At 64.1% G+C, this 20,412-nt stretch carries 15 protein-coding genes; 6 read left to right on the top strand and 9 right to left on the bottom strand.

Going from position 1 to position 20,412, the window contains the following annotated elements; all coding sequences use genetic code 11:
• Nucleotides 1–23: 23 nt before the first annotated feature.
• Together JQ627_RS02785 and JQ627_RS02780 are read right to left on the bottom strand one after the other, a co-directional pair.
• Nucleotides 24–1,190: a glycosyltransferase family 4 protein gene (locus tag JQ627_RS02785; RefSeq protein ID WP_212482611.1), complete on the bottom strand. Its 1,167-nt coding sequence runs from the start codon at nt 1,188–1,190 to the stop codon at nt 24–26.
• 230 nt (nt 1,191–1,420) lie between these two features.
• Nucleotides 1,421–2,767 carry a lipopolysaccharide biosynthesis protein gene (locus JQ627_RS02780; RefSeq protein ID WP_212482610.1) on the bottom strand — a complete coding sequence of 449 codons (1,347 nt, stop codon included), beginning with the start codon at nt 2,765–2,767 and terminating at the stop codon, nt 1,421–1,423.
• A gap of 474 nt (nt 2,768–3,241) precedes the next feature.
• Between JQ627_RS02780 and JQ627_RS02775 the strand changes: the two genes are divergently transcribed.
• Complete coding sequence (locus tag JQ627_RS02775; protein ID WP_212482609.1) at nt 3,242–4,465, top strand: NAD(P)/FAD-dependent oxidoreductase; 1,224 nt, start codon at nt 3,242–3,244, stop codon at nt 4,463–4,465.
• Between the two features lie 26 nt (nt 4,466–4,491).
• On the opposite strand, the gene JQ627_RS02770 is transcribed toward JQ627_RS02775, so the two are convergent.
• The gene (locus tag JQ627_RS02770) at nt 4,492–5,628 is read right to left on the bottom strand and encodes a GNAT family N-acetyltransferase (RefSeq protein WP_212482608.1); all 1,137 of its coding nucleotides are present in this window, start codon (nt 5,626–5,628) and stop codon (nt 4,492–4,494) included.
• A gap of 230 nt (nt 5,629–5,858) precedes the next feature.
• Between JQ627_RS02770 and JQ627_RS02765 the strand changes: the two genes are divergently transcribed.
• Nucleotides 5,859–7,145 (top strand): O-antigen ligase, encoded by a 1,287-nt coding sequence (locus tag JQ627_RS02765; RefSeq protein WP_212482607.1) that lies wholly within the window; start codon nt 5,859–5,861, stop codon nt 7,143–7,145.
• 21 nt (nt 7,146–7,166) lie between these two features.
• The gene (locus tag JQ627_RS02760; RefSeq protein ID WP_212482606.1) at nt 7,167–8,192 is read left to right on the top strand and encodes a glycoside hydrolase family 5 protein; all 1,026 of its coding nucleotides are present in this window, start codon (nt 7,167–7,169) and stop codon (nt 8,190–8,192) included.
• A 52-nt stretch (nt 8,193–8,244) separates the two neighbouring features.
• On the opposite strand, the gene JQ627_RS02755 is transcribed toward JQ627_RS02760, so the two are convergent.
• Genes JQ627_RS02755 through JQ627_RS02735 form a run of 5 tightly spaced genes read right to left on the bottom strand, consistent with a single transcriptional unit; the run spans nt 8,245 to nt 14,342 of the window.
• Nucleotides 8,245–9,609: a four-carbon acid sugar kinase family protein gene (locus tag JQ627_RS02755; RefSeq protein ID WP_212482605.1), complete on the bottom strand. Its 1,365-nt coding sequence runs from the start codon at nt 9,607–9,609 to the stop codon at nt 8,245–8,247.
• Nucleotides 9,606–10,847, bottom strand: a complete 1,242-nt coding sequence (locus JQ627_RS02750) for a ribulose-bisphosphate carboxylase large subunit family protein (protein WP_212482604.1) — start codon at nt 10,845–10,847, stop codon at nt 9,606–9,608. The genes JQ627_RS02755 and JQ627_RS02750 overlap by 4 nt, the downstream gene beginning before the upstream one ends.
• A gap of 15 nt (nt 10,848–10,862) precedes the next feature.
• Nucleotides 10,863–11,402: a VOC family protein gene (locus JQ627_RS02745; protein ID WP_212482603.1), complete on the bottom strand. Its 540-nt coding sequence runs from the start codon at nt 11,400–11,402 to the stop codon at nt 10,863–10,865.
• 19 nt (nt 11,403–11,421) lie between these two features.
• On the bottom strand, nt 11,422–13,299 hold the full coding sequence (locus tag JQ627_RS02740; protein ID WP_249142839.1) for a TRAP transporter large permease subunit: 1,878 nt from the start codon (nt 13,297–13,299) through the stop codon (nt 11,422–11,424).
• A gap of 26 nt (nt 13,300–13,325) precedes the next feature.
• A complete protein-coding gene (locus tag JQ627_RS02735; RefSeq protein WP_212482601.1) occupies nt 13,326–14,342 on the bottom strand; it encodes a TRAP transporter substrate-binding protein in 1,017 nt (338 codons plus the stop codon).
• A gap of 136 nt (nt 14,343–14,478) precedes the next feature.
• On the opposite strand from JQ627_RS02735, the gene JQ627_RS02730 reads away from it, so the two are divergent.
• Nucleotides 14,479–15,534, top strand: coding sequence for a LacI family DNA-binding transcriptional regulator (locus JQ627_RS02730; RefSeq protein WP_212482600.1), 1,056 nt, complete (start codon nt 14,479–14,481; stop codon nt 15,532–15,534).
• Nucleotides 15,535–15,833: 299 nt separating this feature from the next.
• Here JQ627_RS02730 and JQ627_RS02725 read toward each other — a convergent pair whose 3' ends face one another.
• Nucleotides 15,834–16,565 (bottom strand): DUF3750 domain-containing protein, encoded by a 732-nt coding sequence (locus JQ627_RS02725; protein ID WP_212482599.1) that lies wholly within the window; start codon nt 16,563–16,565, stop codon nt 15,834–15,836.
• A 121-nt stretch (nt 16,566–16,686) separates the two neighbouring features.
• Here JQ627_RS02725 and JQ627_RS02720 point away from each other — a divergent pair, with 121 nt between their 5' ends.
• A complete protein-coding gene (locus tag JQ627_RS02720) occupies nt 16,687–16,947 on the top strand; it encodes a hypothetical protein (protein WP_212482598.1) in 261 nt (86 codons plus the stop codon).
• A gap of 318 nt (nt 16,948–17,265) precedes the next feature.
• On the top strand, nt 17,266–20,370 hold the full coding sequence (locus JQ627_RS02715) for a DEAD/DEAH box helicase (RefSeq protein WP_212483151.1): 3,105 nt from the start codon (nt 17,266–17,268) through the stop codon (nt 20,368–20,370).
• Nucleotides 20,371–20,412: the final 42 nt, after the last annotated feature.

Here is a 20,412-nt window from a genome sequence, read left to right as displayed (position 1 = left end):
CAACCCTATTCCAGCGCACCGGGTCAGATGAGCTGGTTGAGGATTTGAACGTATTCCTCAACCATCGCATCGACCGAATAGCGCAGCCTCAGGCCTTTGGCGTTTTGTTGCAGTTCGTCGCTCAGTGATTGGTCGGTCAGGAGTCTGGAGACGGCAGCCGACAGCTTCGCTTGGTCTGAAGCATCGACGAAGAGGGCCGTGGGCTTGCCCTCGAAGGACAGCACCTCGCGCAGAACGGGAAGATCCGTGACGACCGAGGGAACGCCTGCGTTGGCGGCTTCGACCGCGGCAAGGCCAAAGGTCTCAGCCTGCGTCGGAAACACGAAGATGTCGAGGCAGGCGAGAAAATCCGCGATCTGGCGTGGAGCGATTTCGCCGAGCAGATGCAATCGGTCCGAGACCTCCAACTCGTCCGCAAGCTGCCGCAGCCGCGCTTCGTCGGCGCCCTGGCCGGCGAGGGCGAGGTGCCAGGACGGCTCATCCGGCAGCAGGCGTATCGCCGCATCGAGCCGCTTGTGCGGATGCAGCCTCGCCGCGCAGCCGAGCAGGACGCGGTCCGGCGGCAGGTTGAATTTCTGTCGGGCGGCGCCCTTCGGCAGGATGAGGGCCTTGTCCTCGAAGCCGTGCGGAACATGCACCATGCGCGACCGGTAGGCCTGCGGGTAGCGCGAATACTCGCGCTCCATGTCCTTCGAGTTCAGCGTGATGCGGTCGAAGAAGCCGGCGCTGCCCATGACGATGTCGGCCGTGCGGATCGGCCAGCTCATCGACAGCGCGGATGAGACCTGATTGGCGACGACAGGGGCGCGGCTGACGAGGCGCGTCACGCCCGCACCGATGACGTTGCCGAAATGCTGGAAGGTCAGGACGGCGTCGGGCCGTGTGGCTCTGATCTGACCGCCAAGCGTCCACAGCATCCGCAGCAGCGCAACCGGATTGCCCGGCCGGGTCGAGGCGCAGTAGAGCGTCTCGGGCGGCTCGTCGAACGAATCCGACTTGCGGAAGAAGAACAGGTTGGAGACGCGATGGCCGCGCGCGGAGAGCCCGGCACCGAGCAGCCTGGAGATCTCCTGCGCACCAGCATTCTCGGCCTGGGTCTGTACGAGAAGGACATGCAGCTTTCGCGTGCCGCCGTTTAGCGGCGCAAGCGCCGTCTCGCCCAAGTCCTTGTTCGGCTGGTAGTGGAGCACGGATCCCGACCCGCTAAAGAAACGAATTCTTCACCTTCTTAATCCCGTACCTATCATGCAGGCATCGGGCAGACACCGACTAGCAACAAACGGAGTTAATGCGCGAGCTGCCGATCGGCACGTTCGTGCGGAAATTCCGCTGGTTCCCGTATGGCGCGCAGCGAGCGCGTTAACCAATGGGCCATGCGCGCGCCGTCGCGGATTAACCAGGCCGATCACACGACTGACGCCTATTCGGCGGAGTCAGCGCCGCGAACCGCATAGCGACCGCGCCTCCACGCCGAGAAACGCAGCAGCACGAGAACCGAAGGATCGACGCCGGTTCGCCGGCGACACAAAACATTGAGCGCGATGGTCGTGAGCGCCAGCGACACGGTGGCCGCAATCGCCGCGCCAAGCACGCCGAGCCAGGGGATCAGAACGAGGAATCCGACCAGTCTCAACGCGACATTAGCGGCGACGACGGGGACGTAGATGCGTTCATGGCCGGTCAGCTGCAGGATCGCCGCGGACGGCCCGCCTGCGGCCTGGATGGCCGTTCCGATCGCGAGCACGATCAGCACCGAGTGCTGCGCGGTGAAATGAGGCCCGAACAGGTTGAGAAGATAGGGGCCGCCGATCCAGATCAGGGCGAGCCCGGCGACCACGCAAAGCGCGGTCACTTCCGCCATGAGCTGCAGCGTCCGCTCGAATTCCCGGTGGTTCTTGCTGAAGTACAGCGAAGGAAGCCGGCGCGCGCCGAACGTGTACAGCGCGGCAGAGAGCATGGCGAAGATGTTGGCGAGGCGTGATGCCGCGAAGTAGATGCCGGCGGTGGCCGGATCCAGCATCCAGTAGACCAGAATGACGTCGAAATACTGGTTCGCGACTTCGAGGATGGACGCGAGCCAGAAATGTAGCGCGCTCGATCGCCAGCGCGACGTTTCGGAACGCGCCGCCGTAGCGCGCAAATCCGGCAGCGCCCGCGCAATCGCAATGATCTGCGCGACCAGGCCCGCCGACATCGCAATCGTCATTGCGGCGATCAGCTCGGCGGGGTCGAGCTGCCGATGCCCGAACAGCATGGCGAGCAGAAACAGCACGACGAAAACCCGCCAGAAGAACTCGCGGTTGCCTTCGCCCATGATGATGCTGACCAGCGAGCGTGCGATCTGGCTGCCGAGCATCAATCCGGCACTCACGGCGGTGTAAGCCGAGACGGCGAGGATCAGCAGCCACAAATCCCCTCTGAAATGCGCAACCAGCGCAACTGCGGCGATCGCGATCAGCATCGCGACGGCGGAAATCCTGAAGCTGGAGAGCAGGAGGCCCTTGGTGAGGTCGGGCCTGTGGCCGACCTCATACTCGTTCAGGAATCGCACCAGCAATGCTTCCTGACCGACCAGTCCTACGACTGCGGCGATCTGCGCAACCGAAAGCCAGGTCGCAAAAATACCGAATCCATCGGGCGTCATCGTTCGCGCTGCCAGCGAGAACAACGCAAACGCGAGCGCGCCGCTGCCAACCTTCAGGAGGATGGTCCCGACGACACCGCGCGTCACGTCACGCTGCAGGAACTGAACAATGGTAGAGATCATCGAGGATACTGGGCGTCCCCCGGAGATACGCGTTGCAATGGCAGCGCGAGCCTAGCATGCCGGAAAATTGCGAGTGTTAATGCGCGATCTCCGCAGCCCGTCGTCCCTGGTCGACGAAGGTCGCATGCTGCTGCTTCACGGTGGAACAGCGGCGTCCCTGATGTCCCGGATTGAACGAACATCGGCTCGATCGAAAATCGACGCGATACCGCGTCGGCGCACGATAGGACGCGAAGCCGGCCGGCCTGCGGCTGTTCGAGCATTGGAATGGCCTCTCAGGAATGGATTCGGACTGCGGGTCTGAAGCAAGAGCAGGATTTCGAAGATGTTCTGAGCAAGGTGCGTGCCGGGACGGATGTGTCCGGCGACCCGTTAACCTCAATCGCCGGAAATGATCGCGTTTGGCCCTGCGATACGACATCAGGCGAGAGAATTGCACATGGAACCACCGTTAACCGTGGGAGCCCAGAAACCATGACGACGGATAGAACCGTGACCGAGCCGAGCGATACCGCCGGGACTGCGACGATCGTCGCAGACATCGCGATCGTCGGCGGCGGCCTCGCGGGATCGCTCGCTGCTGCCGTGCTGGCGCGGGCAGGGCATCGCGTTGCTCTCGTCGACAAGCGCGCGGTGCATCCGGACGAATTCCGGGTCGAGAAGCTCGGTGGTCAGCAGCTGGAGATGTTCCGCAAGCTGGGTTTCCTCCATGCGCTGGAGAACGTCGCCTGCCGGTATGACCGGGTGCTCAATATCCGGGAAGGCAAGGTCGTCGATGTCAGCATCGGCCAGGCCTACGGGTTTTCCTATGCCGGCCTCGTTGCCATGGCGCGCCGCCAGCTGCCCGATCCGTCCAATCTGATCGTCGACGAAGTCACCGCGATCAACCCCAGCGACGATATCCAGCATATCGAGCTTGCGTCTGGACGACGCCTTGACGCGCGGCTCGTCGTGCTCGCCACAGGCATGGCGGGCGCTCTCGGCTACAAGCTCGGCATCAAGCGGCGCGTCCTGGCCGAGCGCCATTCGGTGTCGTTCGGCTTCACGATCGCCCGCCGCGATGGCACGCCGTTCGATTTCGAGGCGCTGACCTGTTACGGCGAGCGCACCGCTGACGGCATCGACTATCTCAGCCTGTTTCCGGTGCCATCAGGCATGCGGGCCAATCTGTTCATGTTCCGCGACCCGACCGATCCGATCATGCGCGAGCTGCGCCGCGAACCGGAGGCGACCGTCTTGCGTCTGCTGCCTGGACTACGGCCTTACCTCGGCGATTTTCATGTGACCGACAAGGTGCAGAACTGGGTGATGGATCTGACGGTGGTGGAGGGACATTTGCAGCCCGGAATCGTCCTCATCGGCGATGCGTTCCAGACCAATTGTCCCGCCGCCGGCACGGGCGTCGCCCGCCTGCTGGTCGACGTCGATCGCCTTTGCACGGAGTATGCGCCGCGCTGGCTCGCAAGCGCTGGCATGGGCACGGAGAAGATCTCGCAGTTCTATTCCGATCCCGACAAGCTCGCGGCAGACCAGCGATCGCTGAAAATGGCGCGCTTCCGTCAGGCCCTGACGTCCCGCAACGATATCGGATGGGATGTGCGGCGCCGGTTGCACTTCCTGCGGCGCAGTCTCACGCATCGCGTCGATCAGATGCATCCGGGCTGGCTCGGACGCGTTCGCGGCGCGCTCAGCGCCTGATCGCTGCGCCCTCGCTCGCGCTTCGGTTAGCGCGTGGGCGTTGGGGTGCGGGCCGGCGAGAGCCTGAAATCCGACAGCCGCTTGGCCGCCAGTTTGAGCCAGGGGGCCTGCTTCAGTGCGAACAAGGTGACGGCGCCGGCAGTGCTGCCGGCCTGCGTGACCATCCACATCGGCGAAGGTTGCCCGCCAAACAGTCTCTTGTATGGCTCGTCGCCGATGGTGAAGTCGAGCATCTGATCGCCGCGTTCGATGCAGTCTCTCGCGACCTGCTCGAACATCAGCGAGCCAAGCGACTGGCTCTTGTACCCCGCAATGTCGAACGCGCTCATGATGACGAGAAATCTGCCGCGATGGCACAGCCCAAGCACGGCAGCGATCACGGCACCGTCCATCCTCATGGCATAGAGTCGGACGAACGAGCCGAGACCGCGGATCGCCACGTCGGAATAGAAGTCGTAGTATTCAGCGCGCTGGAGCAGATCACCGTCGCCCTGGGCATGAAAGCGCGGACCGCGATATTGCTTCATCGCGTCCATTGCCTCCAAGATGGAGGCGTTGTCCTCGCAGCAGAAGAAGCTCAATTCGCCTTTCTTCTGCAACTGGCGGTATTTCTTGGCGAGCTCTTTCTGATAGGAGCGGTCCAGCGCGCTGGCACGCCATTGCTCGAACGGAGCAACGAGAACGGTCGCGTAGGCGTTCGTCTCCATCGAGACCCGGCGTGGCGCGCCGAGGAGGCTCTCGATCGGAAGCCGTCCGTCGGGCAGCTTGGTCATGCGAAGCAGATCGAACGGGCGGACGAGGCGCCTGATCTCCGCGGATGCCGCTTCGTCCTCCAGCAGGCTGGCAAACACCTCGGGGCTGCAGACCGGCGCCAGATAGTCGGACACGCGCAGGTCGGCGAATTCGATGGTGCGGATCGGCCCGCGCCGGATCCGGAGCAGGGGCAGCACCATCGCCAGCGCCCCCGTCGCACGGTGGCGGACCACGACGACCAGCGGCGTCGCGCCTGCATGGGATGCGAGCTTGGCGTAGAGGCTGTCCAGCCAGAGCGGATGCTGAAACGCGGTCGCGGCAGAGCCGTCGAACAGCGCCGCATATTCCCGAGACAGGAAGTCGAACGCCTGATCGATGGCGATGTCGAACGTATTGCTGGGCTTATTCATGCGTGACCAGAGAAACCAGATGACCCGGAAAAGTCGATCGAGCCGGATCTCGCGCTTTTATAGCAGGGTCGTGACGGCGGAAGCACCAGCGGGGTGCGATTTGCATTAATGCATCGAGCAGGGGCCGTATCGTTATCAATCCCCGAAGTTTCGAGATTTCGTAGTGCCGGCGCTCGGGAGATCAACCCGCAGTAGCAGATAATTAACCAAGCTTAAGGGAAAGTCACCTCATGGCCATCCTGCAGACCGAGAGAGACTCCGAGGCACTCACGAGCGCGATCTGGAAGACGCGCAGTGCCGGCGTCGAGAAGGTCGCCAGGCTCGTCATCAGCCTATCGATCACCGTCAATGTCGTCGCGTCGATGGGGACATTCAATACGGCGATACTGCCGGCGGGACTGACCTATCTGCAACAGGCGGTCGCTCTGCTGATGTGGAGCGTCCTGATCTACGCGAGCGCGTTCGTGCGCCCGCGTCTGCAGCTGGCATTCAACCCCGATCTGATCGCGCTCCTCGCATTCTACACGCTGGCGGTCGTCTCGGTGTTGTGGACCACTCTAAATGCCGCAGCCATCATGAAGAGCGCTGCTCTTGCAATGACGACGTTCGGCGCGTTCTGTATGATCACGCGGATCGATATCGACGATGTCGTGAAGGCGACATCCTCCGGGCTCTTCATATTGGTCGCCGCATCGGCGCTTTGCGCACTCGCCGTACCGGATATCGGGGTAGACCATAGCTGGATGCACAATGGTCAATGGCAAGGCGTCTATGAATCGAAGCAGACGCTGGGCTTTGTCGGCGCGTATCTGATGTTTTTCTCCTGCTACCGGAAGATGACGGGGCAGGGGTGGTTGGCGTTCCTCGTCGCGTTCCTGCTGGCGTCGACCTGCGTCCTCGCGTCGGAATCGCGCGGCGCCGGTGCCGTTGCCCTGGCGGCTTGTGCACTGCTCGTGACGTCGATGTGGTCGGTCGGCTGCATGAGGCTCTATGCGATCCTGCCGTTCGTCATGTGCATTCTGGCCGGCCTCCTGATCGTCTATTTCTACGCGACGGGATACGACGCCATCCACATTGGCGATGCCACCGTCAATTTTACCGAACGGACCTTCATCTGGCACTACGCGATCAGCCATTTCGACGATGCGCCGCTGCTCGGCTTCGGAATCAACGGCTTCTGGACGATCCCGTCGATCTACGATTATTTCGAGCAGAACCACGGCTGGGTGCTCGACAATTATCATAGCGGCTACATCGCGATTCTGATGGAAACAGGGTTTCTGGGTTACGTGCTTTTCGCCGCGAGTATTCTTTTGTTCTCGAACAAGGTTCTCTATTTGATTTCCACGCGATCGATCCACCGGGCGCACTGTGCCCTCATCATCGGATTTGTCGCCCTCAGCTTTCAGACCAATTTCACCGAGACGACGTTCCTTCGCTCGACCATGTTCACGTCGGTGCTCCTGGTGGCGTTCCTCCTTGCAACGTGCAGGCCGGTGCCGGAAACTGATTTCTAACCCTTACGGAATGGAAGCAAGATGGTCGCCCCTCGCGCTCGCTGGTCGAGAAGCTTCAATCTTGCCGCAGCGGCTTTCGTCGTCGCATCGCTCTGCTCCGACGCCCATGCTGCCGGGCAGGTCGTGCTTCGTGATGCGGCAAGGTTGGGGCGCGGGATCAACATTCTCGGTTATGACGGAATCTGGGAGGGCGGTCAGAACGCGCCGTTCCGTCTGGACAATTTGACGGCGATCAAAAAGGCCGGATTCTCTCACGTCAGGATCAATTTCTTCGGCTTCAAGTTCATGGATCGCGTGAATTTGCTGGATGAGGTCGTGCTGAGAAGGCTCGATGCCGTCATCGAGGAAATCCTCGCCAGGAACCTCGTTCCCATCGTCGACGAGCACGACACGCATGTCTGTCAGCGTGATGTATCCGAATGCGGCGAGAAGCTCAGGGCATTCTGGCGGCAGATCGCCGAGCGCTATGCCGGAAGATATCCCGGGCTCGTCTTTGAGGTCTTGAACGAGCCGGGGGGGCAGATGACGTCCGCCAGTTGGAATTCGCTCCTCAACGAATGTATCGGCATCATCCGCCGCACCAACTCCGAGCGGCGGGTGATTGCTGCCGTCCTCAACACAGACGAGATTCCCATCGACGATCTGGCTCTCCCCGCCGACGACAGGAATCTCATCGTGACCTTTCATTATTACGCGCCGATACGCTTCACGCATCAGGGTGCGCCATGGTCCGAGACGTTCGCGCGCATCGGGCCGCTGGATTGGGGCAGTCCGGACGACGAAGCCAGGGCGGCCGCTGATTTCGACAAGGTCAGCCGATGGTCGGAGAGAGAGAAACGCCCGGTCTATCTCGGCGAGTTCGGGGTATACGAACGGGCTCCATCCGAGAGCCGCCAGAGATACCTGTCGTTCGTGGCGCGAAGCGCCGACGGACGCGGCTGGGCATGGGCCTATTGGCAGTTCGACCATGATTTTGCGGCCTTTGACAGCGCCCGTCAGGCCTGGAAGCCCGACATCCTGCGCGCCCTGATCCCGCCGGCCCGTTGAGGCCGCGATTCACGGCCAATATCGGCCGGATCACGATCCCCCGCGGTGACGGCTATCCGCCGTCTCTCGCCCGGCAGAACAGATCGATCCCGCCGACCTGTCCGCCCTTGAGCGCGATCTCGATGCTCGCATGCGCGCGATCCGACGATGCGCGGTTGAGCGGGGCGCCTTCCGCGAGGGGAGCTACCGCAGTCAGCGCATAGATGCCCATCGCCTGCAGCGCATGTCCGGACGTGTCGCCGCCGGCGACCACGGCGCGCGGGAGCCGCGCGGTTTCCAGAATTGAGTCCAGCGCCTGGCCGAGCCCCGCGCCGATGCGCTCGTTCACGGCGCTCGCCGTTGCGCCGCTCGCCTTGATGGCTGCGTTGAGCGCACCGATCGCGGGATCGTCGGGCCCACTTGCGGTGATCAGGAGCGCATCGCGCCCCGACGAGAGTCCGGCGAGCCCGCGCTCGACGGCGCGGTCGATTTCCTTGGGCCACTCCGCCGCATCGACGGCGCGGGTCGCATCGAGCCGTACGATATCGAAGCCGTTGTTCGCGGCATGGGCGATCTGCGCCGCGGTGACGGGCGAGCAGGAGCCGGAGACGCAGGCGATGCGCTCGACACCGGCGAGGCGCAGATCGGGCTTGCTGTCGGGGATCAGGCCCGCCGCCCGCCAATAGGCGACCAGCGCCTGCTCGACGCCTTGCGAACCGGCGACAAAGAGGCGTTCGCCGCGATATTCCCAGATCAGGCGGCCGGCTTCGATCAGCGATGCCCGGTCGAGCACATCGAGCGAGATGATCTCGGTGCCGGCGCCCTTCGCGCGCATCAGCGCAAGATCCGCACAGCCATTGGCCATGGTGACGAAGTCGATCAGTCCGATCGAGCGTGCGGTCTGCTTGGCGAGATGCCGGCCGAGATCGGACTCGTCCATCGGCGTCACCGGATGTCGCGACATGGTTGGATGCCGGTCGAGGCGATGGCCCACGCCATTCACGGCCGCGAACAAATGGCCGAACATCTGGTAGCGGCCCATCGCCGGCGATCCCACGAGGAGCGGATGCCAACTGCCGCCGAGCCTGGGTACGGCGAGATCGATCGCGCGCCCGATCGAGCCGATCTGCGGCGAGGAATCGAAGGTCGAGCACACCTTGTAGTGCGCGATCGGCGCGCCGGTGCCGGCGAGCACGTCGAAAACAGGCGGAAGGTTTCGCTCCATCCAGGCCGGGTCCTTCGCCCGCGCCGTGCCGGCAATGCCGATGCCGCGAAATTGCCTCGCGGCCGCGAGGCGTTCAGGCGTCGGCGGCTCCAGGAACAGGATTGTCGGCAGGCCCGCGAAGGTGAGGGCCTCCATCGCCGCGGATGAGCCGGTGTAGTCGTCGCCGTAGAAGGCAACGAGTGGGCCGTCGGGCAGGGCGGACGCGCCGCTCATGGCTTGCCTGCGATCGCCGCGTCGCCTGCGATCGCCGCGTCGCTTGCGATCGCCGCGTCCCATGCTGCACGCAGATCGGCAACGCCGGCGGCTGGTCCATCGGGGTGGGCGAGAATGCCACCGCCGGCTGCGAAGATCAGATCGGTCGAGCCGAGCGCGCGCCAGGTAGGTAGCGCCTGGGTCGGCGACTGGCCCGACGAGAACACGGGCATCGCGATGCACGGCTTGTGCGCGAACATCGGCGTCAGCGCGGCCTTTGCGGATTTGGCCACGCTGTCATCGGTCTCGCTGAACTTGTTGCCGATGCCGTTGACATGCATGTGGTCGGCGCCGGCCAGCCGCCAGATCTTATGCCACGCCGTATAGTCCCAGCCGAGCGCGGGATGGCGGTTCAGCGCGCCCCAGCCGTTGCGGTGCGCATGAATGGGAAGCTGCGTGTGGCGGCCGAGCTCGACCATGCCGGTGAGCCCGACCGAGTTGATGCTCGCCATCACGCACGTGCCGCCCTCGGCCAGCACCAGATCGTGGCGGCGGCGCATCTGGTCGATCTCGCCGGTGAGGTTGAAGGCGACCATCACCTTCTTGCCGGTCCGACCGGCGTGGTCGTTGACGACGCGCATCACGGCGCGCACGCGCGCGTCGAACGGACAATAGGCGCCGTCCGATTGCAGCTCGTCGTCCTTGATGAAGTCTATGCCGGCCTCGCACAGCGCGGCGACGAGATTGGCCGTCTCGGCCGGGCTGAGCCCGATGCTCGGCTTGATGATGGTGCCGATCAGCGGACGGCCGCTGACGCCGGTCAGCTCGCGCGTGCCGGCGACGCCGAATTTCGGTCCGGGGTAGGCGGCGGCAAACGCGAGCGGCAGGCGCAGGTCGAGCAGCCGCAGGCCGGTCAGCTGGCGCAACTCCCAGAGATTGCCTGCGATCGCCGTGACGAGATTGGGCAGCGACGCGCCGATATTGTCGAGCGGCCATGACAACGTCACGCGCGCGCGCTGCCAGGGGCCATCGGGGTTGATCGGGCGGGCGACCGGGAGCGACGGTGCGCGAACCGCGTCAAGCAGCTCGAGGCTCTCGACCCGCGCGGCCGCACGCGCTTTCAGCTCGGGCGTCTCGCCGGGGACTGCTACGAACGTTCCGCTCGATTGCTCGCCCGCCATGGTTTCCGCGGCAAGCCGCGGATCATCAGGCGTTTCGATCAGATAATCGGCTTCGATGCGAACAGGATTTTGCGTCACGGGCGCGCAGACAATCTAGAGCTTGGTGAGATCGGGGAAGGGGCGCACGGGGTCGCGCCCGTCCCAGTCCTTGGCGGCTGCTCGGATGAGGTCGAACATCTTGCCCTTGGGTCCCGCGACTTCAGACAGTTCGATCACCGTTCCCGGATGATATTCCGTATCGAAATAGACGAAGCGTCCGCGCGCGCCGACTTCGCCGCTCATGACCGGCTTGAAACCCTCGGCCTCGAGGCGCGCCAGATCCGCGTCGTAATCTTCGGTCCAGTAGGCGACGTGCTGCAAGCCCTTATTCCCGGCTTTCAGGAAATCGGCATACATCGACGGAACGTCGTTGCGGATCTGGATCAGCTCCATCTGCAGCGGTCCTGAATTCGCCAGCGCCACCGAATTGTGCGGCTCATAGGCCTTGCCGCGATAGTGGTAGTTCACGATCGGCACGCGCGGATTATAGAACCACGGCCCGATGCCGAGCTCGCGGCTCCAATAGTCCATGGCCTTCTCGATGTCGTCAACGACGTAACCGGCTTGCCGGATCTCGCCAAAAAAGCGGCTCATTGCATGATTCCCATTATCTTCAGAATTTGAGGAAACCGATCGACAGCCACGGCACGGCTGCGACGACGGCGAGGCCGATGAACAGCGCTGCGACATAGCCCCAGATGTGCTTGAGGCCTTCGTCCGGCGATATCTTGCTGATCGCGCAGGCGCCGTAATAGCCGACGCCGAACGGCGGCGCGAACAGCCCGATGCCCATCGCGAGGATCACGACCATCGCATAGTGCACTTCATGCACGCCGGCCTGCTTGGCGATCGGAAACAGCAGGGGACCGAACAGCACGATGGCCGGAATACCTTCGAGCACGCTGCCGAGCACGACGAAGGCCAGGATCGAGATCGCGAGGAAGCCGTAGGAACCGCCCGGGATCGCCGCCATCGCCTTCGCCAGTTGCTGCGAGAAGCCGGATTGCGTCAGACCCCAGGCCATCGCCGTGGCGCAGCCGATGATGAAGATGATCGCGCCGGTCAGCGAGGCCGTCTCGACCAGCATGGGTTTCAGCCGCCGCCAGGGAAACTGACGATAGACCACAAGGCCCATCAGCGCGGCGTAGGCGATCCCGATGGTGGAGACCTCGGTCGCGGTGGCAACGCCTTCGACCACGGCCGTGCGGATCACGAAGGGCAGCAGGATGGCGGGCAGGGCGACCACTGTGAGCTTTGCGATCTCGCGCTTCGAGGCCCGCCGCACATGGCTGAGATCCTCATGCCGGTAGCGCCGCCACACCACCACGCAGAGCGCGGTGCCGACGACCAGCGCCGGCAGCAGCCCGCCGGTGAACAGCGCGGCGATCGAAACTCCCGTCACCGAGCCGATGGTGATCAGCACGATGCTCGGCGGAATGGTCTCGGTCTGCGCGCCGGTGGCCGACAGCAGCGCGACGAGGTCGCCGGGCTTGGCGCCACGCCGCTGCATTTCCGGCAGCAGCACCGGCGCGATCGCGGCCATGTCGGCGATCTTCGAGCCGGAGATGCCGGAGACCAGATACATGGCTCCGATCAGCACGTAGGACAGTCCGCCCCTGACATGCCCGAGCAGGCTAGCCAGGAACTGGATCATGGCCCGCGCCATGCCGGTCATCTCGATCAGCGCGCCGAGAAAAATGAACAGCGGCACCGCGAGCAGGATCAGATGCGACATGCCTTCATCGAGACGACCGACCATCACCATCATCGGCACGCTGGTCGTCAGCGCCAGATAGCCGAAGGTCGCGAGCGCAAAGGAGAAGGCAATCGGCACGCCGGCGAACACGTTGGCTGCGACCACGCCGACGAAGAAGATGATCAGGTTGTAGCGTCCGAGCGGGGCGAGCAGCGGTCCGGCGAGCCAGAATGCGGCAATCAGGACGGCGGTGGTGATGAAGGCCGCGACGATCAGCGCGGGGCGGTGATGCGTCGCGAGCCGGATTGCGGCGACGACGGCCATCAGCGTCATCCCGACGGGAATGGCGGCTGCGCGCCAGGCGTTGCTGATCTCCAGCGCCGGGGTGACGATGATCTGCTCCTCGCTCGCATAGTCGAAGGCGGGGTGCAGGATCAGCGCCAGCAACGCCAGCGGCGCCACGGCCGCGACTGTGTCGAGAAAGGCGCGCGCGCCCGGGCCGACATGGCTGACGAGGCCCGTCATGCGCATGTGCTCGCCCCGGCGCAGCGCGATCACCGCGCCCAGCATCGAGAGCCAGAGAAACAGGATCGAGGCCAGCTCGTCCGACCAGACCAGCGGATTGTGGAAGACATAGCGCATGATCACACCGGCGAGCATGATGCCGATCTCGAGCAGCACGAGGCCGGCCGCGGCGGTCTCGACCACGGAACCGAGCCACCGGTCAACCGTGCGGACGGCACTCGTGCTCGCATTGGAAGCAGGACGCGCGGCCGCCTCCAGATAGTCCGTCATCTGATGCTCTGCGATCGTCATCGTGCTCAGGCCAGCTTGCCGACGGCGCCTTCGAGCAGCGCCCAGGCCTCGTCGCCGAAGCGGCCCTTCCACTCGCCGTAGAAGCCGGAATCGCGCAGCCTTGCGCGGAACGAGTCGGGCGCGGGTTTGGTGAAGTTCATTCTCTTGCTCTGGAGATCGGCCTGCACGGTCGCATTGAACGCCTTGATGTCCTCGCGCTGCTTCAGCCCGGCATCGTTGATGGCGTTGCTGACGATGGTCCTGAGGTCGGCGGGCAGGGCGTTGAAGGCGCGGGCGTTGGCGATGAACCAGAAGCCGTCCCAGATGTGGTTGCTGATCGCGCAGTACTTCTGCACCTCGTAGAGCTTTGCCACCTGGATGATAGGCAGCGGATTTTCCTGCGCGTCGACAATGCGGGTCTGGAGCGACGAGTAGACTTCGCTGAATTGCAGGCTGGTCGGCGACGACGAAAGCGCCTTGAACATGGAGACGCTGAGCGGAGACACGGGTACGCGGATCTTGAGCCCGTCCATGTCCTTGGCGCTCTCGATCGGCTTGGCGCCGCTGGTGATCTGGCGGAAGCCGTTGTCCCACATCTTCTCGAACGTATGGAGGCCGACCTTGGCCATGGCGGCACGGATATGCGCGCCGAGCCCGCCGTCCATCGCGTTCCAGACCTGATCGTAATCGGCAAAGGCAAAGCCGACCGCGTTGATCGCGGCGACCGGCACCAGAGTCGCGACCACGAGCGCGGAGGGCGTGAAGAAGTTCAGCGCGCCGCTGCGAACCTGGGCGAGCATGTCGGTGTCGCCGCCGAGCTGGTTGTTCGGGAAGATGACGATCTCGACCCGGCCATTGCTCTCCTTGGCGATGCGGTCGGCAGCTTCCTGGGCGCGGATGTTGAGGGGGTGCGTCAGCGGCAGGTTGTTACCGTATTTCAGCGAGAACTCGGCTGCCCGGGCCGGGCGCGAGAGGCTCCCGATCAGGCCCGCGGCGGGGAGGACGGACAGGGCTTGCAGGGCGCGCCGACGGGTCATGGACATGGGCTTCTCCTCCAACAGCGATTTGATGTTATTTGATGTTTCTGAGATAATGTTGATGCGAAAATTGCGACTTAGAGCTACCATGTCAAACGATAAAGATGATGGTTTTTGATGTATTCGAGGGTGAAGCCCCGGAATGGATAAACCAGTGGCTCCTTCGCTGAGCCGCATCGTCGATGTGGCGCGCCGGGCTGGCGTCTCCACGGCGACGGTCGACCGCGTGCTCAATCGCCGGCCCGGTGTACGGGCGATTACGCAGCAGCGCGTGCTCGCCGCCGCATCCGAGCTCGACTACATGCCGGCCGAGAATCTCCTGGCGGCGATGCGCTCCAAGCCGATGCGGCTGCTGTTCCTGCTGCCGGCGGGCACCAACCGTTTCCTGTCCACGCTCGGACAGCTGATCGCGCATTCGGACGGGCGGCTCGCCCCTTTCAACGTCCATTGCCGGGTCGATACCATCAAGAGCTTCAATCCTGAGCTCCTCGCACGCCGGCTCTGGGAGTCCCGCGACAAGGCCGACGGGATCGCCTTCATGGCGCTCGAGCATCCTGTCGTGAGGGAAGCCGTCGACAGGTTGGCCGAGCGCGGCGTGCCGACGGTCACGCTGATCTCGGATATCCTGAATGCGCGCCGCGCGGCCTATATCGGACTGGACAATCGCTCGATCGGGCGCACCGCCGGCTATCTGATCGCGCGCTTTCTGGGCGAACGTCCGGCCAAGGTCGCGATGATCGCGGGCAGCCGCAGCTACCGTGCGCATGAAGAGCGCGAAATGGGCTTCCTGCACGTCTTCGAAGAACTGTTCCCGTCCATCAAGGTCGTGGGCTTGCGCGAAGGCCACGATGATGCCGACCGCAACTATCGCCAGACGCGCATGCTGCTAGGCCAGCATCCGGATCTTGCCGGAATCTACAACATCGGCGGCGCCGCCGACGGTGTCGCTCGCGCCCTGAAGGAAATGAACCGGGCGCGCGACGTGGTCTTCATCGGTCATGGTCTGACCTCGGATACGCGCAGCTTTCTGCTCGATGGGACGATGGATGCTGTCATCACTCAAAATCAGCTCAACACGATGATGAACTGTGTCGGCATCTTCGACAATCTGCGCGCCGGCCGCAGCGCCATGCACGGCATCGAGGCGCCGCGCAGCGAGATCATCTTTCGCGAGAATATTCCGGCGCTTGGAAGCTAGCGGCGTATCAGCGAGCCATGATCGCTCTGGATCATATCGGCTGGCATGATCGCCACGATGCGATTCTGCCAGTGTTTTGCCCGACGAGTCAAACGGCTGCAGCCTGGTGAATCTGGGCTCGTCCGGCAGCTCAATTTGCGTTTCGGGAGGGAGGCCGCGCGCTCTGCGCCCGCGGAACGATTCAACCAGGCCTCATCTCGACTTAGGCCGCGCCACCGCGACCAACCGGCCAATGGCGGTTCTACTGTGCATGGGGTTGTTTTTCGGTTTTTTGTTTGGCGAGGTCGCTGGTGGGCGTTCTACAAGCCGGCCGCGACGCCCAGGCGGCCGATGCCGGGGAGCTTGAGCGCCGGCCGCCGGATGTCGATGCCCAGCACCACGCCGAAGAAATTGATCTCGAACCCTTCGACCCAGCCGACCGTCATGCCGAGGTAACCCGACAGCGAGGCGTAGAGGCCGGTGCGGGAAGGGGTGATGCCAGCCCAGCGCCCGCTGTAGGGATAATCCTTGCCGACCGCGGTGGGCGGCAGGATGGCACGAAGCTCGGGAGCGGCGTCCAGGGCTGCCTGCACGAAGGTGTTGGAGTTCGGTCCGGGCCAGGCGCTGTAATCGCCGTAGGTGCGGAACTTGTAGGTCTCGACGACGTGGCGGATCCTGGGGATCAGCGCTTCTGCGCGCGCGCCGTCAACCGCCACGACGGTTTCGGGCATGGCACCGAACCAGCGGCCGTCGGGTGCAAATCCGTTGCTCCGGATCGGGTCGCCCCACGCCGTATAGTCGTATCGGCTGTAGGTGCTGGCACCTTTCTCCTTGACGACGATCCAGGTGTGGACGGCGAAAATGCTGCGCCACCGCACCGTGCGCGCCGCAAAGACCCGGATCAGCGCGTCCGGATTGGCGGATGCCGTCGGCAGGAGGCCGGCGCTCGAGCGATCCGCCGTCTGCCAATTGCTGCGGCCGTCGCCGAGCACATAATAGCGTCCGGCCGACAGTCCTATCGGCACGAAGACCAGCAGCAGGAAGAGAATCAAGAGTTTCCTCAAGGGCAGACGGCGGTCAGGCGGGACAACACGATGAATATAGTTCGCCCGGCGGGTCGCGCCAGCACGCTTGCGCTCTTGCATTTGGGAGGTGCGCCCCCATGTTCCCGCTATGATCAAGCTGTCACTCGTCGAAGATCAGGCCATCCAGGCGCGAATCGCGTTCATCGCTGGCGCCGAGACGTTTGACCGTCTCTTCGCCGGTATCCGATTCGACGAAATCGACGGCAATCTGCTGTTCGCGATCGCCAGGGACGAGGACTGCGCGTCCGAGATCGAAGACGAATTCTCGCATCACCTCGCTGTGGTCGCGACGCAAATCCTCGGACAGAGTGTCGACGTGGTCGTGGTGCTGCCGAAGGTCCTGCAATAGGCCTTATTTTGGCGTGCAGGCCGGTCGACTAGGCTTGCATCCCTGCTTTTCAACGCAATCGTGAAACTGTAATGACGTCGTTGGGCGCTCAGGCCCGACGCGCGTTATCGACCGAGCTCAGCGGGAGGGCTCGCTGTCGCTCGCCTCGATTCAAGAAACAAAGTTGGATACAAATTGGCGCCCACCAGGAAAGCCCGGGCCACCACCGGCGCGAAAAAGACAAAGGCCAAGAGCTCGAAAGGCAAGAGCCCAAAAGCCAAGGGCTCAAAAGGCAAGAGCTCGTCGCGTCCCGCGGTCTCGTCCTCATCGCCGCTCGGCATGCTTGCGCTGCATCTGCTCGAGCAATGGGGGAAGTCCGGCCGAGACGGTCTTGTCTTCCTCTGTGAGAATGAGAACAGGGCGGAGCGGCTTGGGGGCGTGATCCACGCGCTCGATCCTTCGGTCGACGTGCTGGTGTTCCCGCGACTGAACAATCTGCCATTCGATGGTCTGGAGCCGTCGCGCGAGATCGCGGGCAGGCGGAGTTCGGTGTTGCGGCGCCTTGCCAGGGCAAGGAAGCCGGTCTTCCTCGTATCGACCGCAGAGGCCATCATGGAGCGGCTGCCGCTGCCGGCGAGCTGGTCAAAGACCAGCCTCAGCCTGAAGGTGGGCGCGGCCTATTCGGAAGCCGAGCTGGAGAGCCGTCTGGAAGCTCTCGGCTACGACCTCGACGAAGAGGCGGAATATCCGGGAGGCGTCCTGTTCCACGGCAAGACGTTCGAGGTGTTTCCCGCGGGTGCACTTGGTCCTTTTCGAATTGAGCATGCCGAGGGGGTGCTCCGCAGGATTGTCGCCGTCGATCCGATCGAGCATGAGGTCGTCTTCGACACCAGGGAACTGATCATCGATCCCATGTCCGAGCAGGTTGCGCTCGGAAGCAAGCGCGGACAGCGGGCCACGCTGCAGGACTATTGCAGTGGCGCGCGGTGGATCGTGGATGCCGGCGTGCTGGCCCATGCCGATAGCTGGCTCGGTACGATCGAGGAGGCGGCCGGTCGCAGGGACGCCGAGCGCGAGTACCTCGGACGGGATGACTGGAAGCGGCTGAAGAAACGCATCAGCGTTCTGCCGCAAAAATCGGCCTTCACGCCGACGCCGGATTTCTCGAAGGCCTCTTCGCCAAGAAAGATCCTCCGCGCCTTTATCGACGATATGCAACGCGCCGGGTCGCGGCTGCTGTTCGTCGCGGCCGTCGAGGATGACCTGCGCGCGATCGAGCGGATGAGCGGCATCAAGGCTGAACGCTGTGCCGATTGGAGCGAGGCGACGAGCGGGCGGGATCGCGAGACGGCGTTCCTGGCCGACTTCGACGCCGGCTTCGTCGGGGCCGGGCGCAAGCCTCTGGTCGTCGTGACGGCGTCCGACGTGCTTGGTAGCAGAGCGCACCATCCGCAGCCGATGGCGAGGGCCTGGACGGCTGCCTTCGATCATCCGGATGTACCGGAGCGCGGCACGGCGGTGGTTCATTTGCAGCGTGGGCTGGCTGTGCTCGACGGCTTGCAGACCTTCGCCATGGGAAAGGGATCGCGCCGCGAGATGGTCAGGCTTGCGTTCGCGGGCGACAATGCCGTTCTCGTTCCTCCGGCCGATCTTGCCCTGATCTGGCCGTATGCGGCCGAGCCCGGCAAGCTGGCGCGGGACAAGGCCGACGGCAGCACATGGTGGGCGCGGCGCACCGCGGCCGAGGCGGAAATTCAGGTAGCCGCCAAGGCTCTCGCCAAGCACATCAGCCAGCGCCACCGCCGCCGCGCACCCAAGCTGGTTGCGCCGGGACCGATCTATGAGAGGTTCGTTGCGCGCTTCCCGTATTTCACGACGGTGGACCAGGCGAAGGCCATTCAGGACGTGCTCGACGATCTCGCGGCGGGTCACCCCATGGACAGGGTGGTGTGCGGCGACGTCGGATTTGGAAAGACCGAGGTGGCGCTGCGCGCGGCCGCCGCCGTGGCGCTGTCTGGGAAACAGGTGGCGATCGCGGTGCCGACGACGGTGCTGGCCCGGCAGCATGTCGAAACCTTCCGCAAACGCTTCGGTCCTCTCGGTATCGACGTCGGAAGCCTGTCGCGGGCGACCTCCGGCCCGGAGACGCGAGAGACCAAAGAGGGCTTGCGAAGCGGCAGGTTGAAAGTCGTTGTCGGCACGCAGGCGCTCTCCGCAAAGGACGTGAAGTTCGCCGATCTTGGCCTCGTCATCATCGACGAGGAGCAGCATTTCGGGGCGGCCGAGAAGGCGAAGCTTTCAGGCTTGGCGAAGAATGCTCATACGCTCTGGATGAGCGCGACGCCGATCCCGCGCACGCTCGCGGCGGGGCTTGCGGGCTTCCGGGATCTCAGCGTGATCGCAACGCCGCCGGTCCACCGGCTTCCGATCGTGACCAAGATCGCTCCGCTTTCGGATGCAGCGATCGCCGGAGCATTGCTTCGCGAGCGGCGGCGGCACGGACAGAGTTTTCTGATCTGCCCGCGCATCCAGGATCTGGAGCCGATGCTCGCGCGTGTGCAGGCGCTGGCGCCCGACCTCCGCATCGTCTGCCTTCATGGCAAAATGCCTGTCGACGAACTCGACGACCGCATGATGGGTTTCGTCGACGGCGAAGCGGACGTCCTCCTGGCCACCAACATCGTGGAAAGCGGTCTCGATATCCCGCGCGCGAACACTATCGTGGTGTGCTGGCCCGAAAAATTCGGCCTCGCGCAGCTCCATCAGCTCAGGGGGCGGGTGGGACGCGGCGGAACGCGCGCCTTCGCCTATCTGTTGACGGAATCGGCCTCGGAGCAGTCAGAGAAGCGTCTGGCCGTGCTCGAGGAGTTCAGCAAGCCCGGCGCCGGCTTCGCCATCAGCGAGCGCGACCTGGACCTCCGGGGCGCCGGCGATCTGTTCTCGGAACAGCAGTCCGGGCACGTGCAGGTGTTCGGACCGGTGCTCTACAGTCATCTCCTGAAGCTCGCCTCGGAAAGAGTAAGCGACTCCGGCGCCTTTCTGTGGGTGCCCGATTTGAATCTGCCCGTAGGCGACATGTTGCCTGAAGGCTATGTGCAATCGGAAGCAGTGCGGCTCGAGATCTATGGCCGCGCCGCCAGATGCCGGAGCGACGACGATCTGGAAGACCTGGAGGAGGAGACCTCGCGCCGTTTCGGCAGGCTCCCGCCGGAGGCGCGCGATTTCTTTGCGGCCGCCAGGCTCAGGATCGATTGCAAGCGGCGTGGCATCGTCAGGCTCGATGTCGGGCCGGAGGCCGTCGCCGCGACTTTCCTTCCCGGGCGGCTGCGGAAATCCAGAGCGCGATCGCTGCAACGCGACGGCGATCGCGTCGTCTACGCTGCCCGCGGGCACGAGGACCCGTTCGGTCGCATCGAGGAGTTCCTGGAGCTTCTGGACGAGTGAAGAAGACGGGACCTATTGCGGCTCGATTCCGGCTGCCTTGAT

This window comes from Bradyrhizobium liaoningense (assembly GCF_018130785.1).
Lineage (GTDB): Bacteria > Pseudomonadota > Alphaproteobacteria > Rhizobiales > Xanthobacteraceae > Bradyrhizobium > Bradyrhizobium liaoningense_A.
Note: the sequence above shows the minus strand (reverse complement) of the source record. Positions and strands in the feature narration are given on the sequence as shown.